Source organism: Dyella sp. (assembly GCF_035685885.1).
GTDB lineage: Bacteria > Pseudomonadota > Gammaproteobacteria > Xanthomonadales > Rhodanobacteraceae > Dyella.
Map to the genome: position 1 here is coordinate 1 of NZ_DASRZX010000130.1, position 2,481 is coordinate 2,481.

A 2,481-nucleotide genomic window follows, 5' to 3' on the forward strand; every position below is an offset into this window, starting at 1 on the left:
GATGCGGGGTGCGTGGCGGTGTAGTGATTGGCCACCACGTAATCGATCGGCGGACGTTGCTGCAGGTCGAAGCGGTACAGCGTGCGCCATTCGCCATGCACGTTCGCCTGCATGCGCCAGTCGCCATCGCGCTGCATCAGGCGGAACGGTTCGTTGCCGGTTTCCTGCGCGACATCGGCTTGCAGCCGCAATGCGCCGCCGAGCGCCATGCTGCCGAAGCCTACGTCCACCAGCCAGCTTTCGCCGTCCAGCTCCACCCGTAGCAGCATGTGCGTCTGGGCCACTTCGCTGTCTTCCGGCTTCATCCACAGCACGCGCGCGATCAGTCCGAAGACGTCGTAACCCAGTGTGCGCAACACGGCAATCAGCAAGCCATTCTGCTCGAAGCAATAGCCCCCGCGCCGCTCGTGCACCAGCTTGCGCTCGATCGCTTCGATGTCCAGCGACACCGGCACGCGCAGCAGCGGATCGAGGTTCTCGAACGGAATGGCCGCGACATGCGCGGTGGTGACCGCGCGCAGCGTTTCCAGGGTCGCCGTCAGGGGACCGTCGTAGCCGATCCGGTGAAGGTATGCGTTCAGGTCGATCACATGAGTCATGACGAAAACCAGGCGAGCCGGACGCGCACCATAACACCGCGTTGGCATCCGCTTAGCGCACCGCCGGCCGGGCCGTGGGAGCATCCAGGTAACCGGTGGCCGCCCGGCAACGAATAACCAGGTGACCGCCGGCACGAGCCGTGGCGGCATCCCGTTGCCGATGGAGCGTTCCCATGAACATCCGCCGTTACACCCCGTTTTCCCTGCTTGCCGGTGCCCTGCTGGTGGCGGGCCTGGGCGCCTGCAGCCTGGCGACAGCCGGCAGCGATGCGGTCACCCTGCCCGATCCCGCCGTGGAAACGGCACCCGCGCAGGGCGAACAGGTCGCCGTGCTGGCCGGCGGTTGTTTCTGGGGACTGCAGTCGGTGTTCGAACACGTGAAAGGCGTGAGGAAAGTATGGGCCGGTTATTCCGGAGGCGACGCCGGCACCGCGGAATATGACCGCGTCAGCGATGGCGATACCGGCCATGCCGAATCGGTGAAGATCGTCTACGACCCATCCAAGGTCAGCTATGGCCAGCTGCTGAAGATCTACTTCTCGGTCGCCACCGATCCCACCCAGCTCAATCGCCAGGGGCCGGACGTGGGAACCCAGTACCGCTCGGCGATCTTCTACGGCAATGACGAACAGAAGCGCGTTGCCACCGCCTATGTGGCGCAGCTGACGGAGGCCCACGCGTTCAACGGCCCGATCGTCACGCAGGTGGTACCGCTCAAGGCGTTCTACGCGGCCGAGTCCTATCACCAGGATTACGCGGAGCGGCATCCGAACGAGCCGTACATCGTTTACAACGACGCGCCGAAGGTGGCTCACCTGAAGCAGCTGTTTCCATCGCTGTACCGCGTGCCCGAGCAGGTGGTGGCGGTGCAGTTGCATTGAGTAGTGCGATGTTTGGTTTCAGCACGCATTGAAGTACATCACTGCGATGCGGTCGCGCACAGGATGCGCTCCCGCAAGTGAGTTCTGCCTTTGTGGGAGCGCACCCTGTGCGCGACACGGACCCTGGAGCATCACACCTCCGGCGGCACCAGCTTCAGATGCGAACTGCCGTGTTTCCTGCCCTGCGTGAGCAGCTGCGCGATGACTTCCGGTTCCACCGGTCTTGAATAGAGATAGCCCTGGCCTTCGGTGCAGCCGGCGCGCAGCAGGAAGCGATGCTGCCCTTCCGTCTCGATACCCTCGGCGATTGGGCTGATGCCCAGCTTGCGGCACAAGGTGAGCATGGCTTCCACGATGGCGCCGTCGCTTTCGTTATCGGGGAGGCCGGCGACGAAGCTCTGGTCGATCTTCAGATAAGCAATGGAACGCAGCTTGAGATAACTCATCGACGAATAGCCCGTGCCGAAATCGTCGATGGCGACGCCCACGCCCAGCGCGTGCAAGGCATGCAGCGTGTGCTCCATCTCTTCGCCCAGCCGCAGGATCGCGCCCTCGGTGATTTCCAGCATCAGGCGTTCGGGTGCCAGCCGTCGCGATTCCAGCAGCGCGCGGATGTCGTCGACAAAATTCGCCTGGCCGAACCACTGCGCAGACACGTTCACCGCCATGCGCAACGCCGGCAGCCCTTCCCTGTCCCACTGGCTCAGCTGTTTGCACGCCGCCTGCAGCACCCACTGGTCGATGCGGCGGATCAGGCCGAGTTTTTCCGCCATGGGAATGAATTCGCCGGGCGAGATTTCGCCGCGCACGGGATGACGCCAGCGCAGCAGCGCCTCCACCGCCGCGATGCGTCCGCTGCGCATCTCCACCGAGGGCTGGAAGAGCAGATGGAACTCTTCTTCGGCCAGTGCCTTGCGCAACTCCGAGGCGATGGCGATGCGCCGCCGTGCGTCGGCCTGCATGCGCGGCGAGTAGAAGCGGAACGCGTTGCGCTCCTCCGT

General features: G+C 64.3%; 3 protein-coding genes. 1 reads left to right on the top strand and 2 read right to left on the bottom strand.

Features of this window, described 5'->3' with window-relative positions; translation table 11 throughout:
- Nucleotides 1–599: arylamine N-acetyltransferase (locus VFG49_RS14845; RefSeq protein ID WP_324861854.1), on the bottom strand; the 599-nt coding region annotated here is incomplete at its 3' end.
- A 173-nt stretch (nt 600–772) separates the two neighbouring features.
- On the opposite strand from VFG49_RS14845, the gene msrA reads away from it, so the two are divergent.
- Nucleotides 773–1,480: a peptide-methionine (S)-S-oxide reductase MsrA gene (gene msrA / locus VFG49_RS14850; protein ID WP_324861856.1), complete on the top strand. Its 708-nt coding sequence runs from the start codon at nt 773–775 to the stop codon at nt 1,478–1,480.
- Between the two features lie 131 nt (nt 1,481–1,611).
- Here the strand turns inward: msrA and VFG49_RS14855 are convergent.
- A partial coding sequence (locus VFG49_RS14855) for an EAL domain-containing protein (protein WP_324861858.1) occupies nt 1,612–2,481 on the bottom strand: 870 nt, incomplete at its 5' end.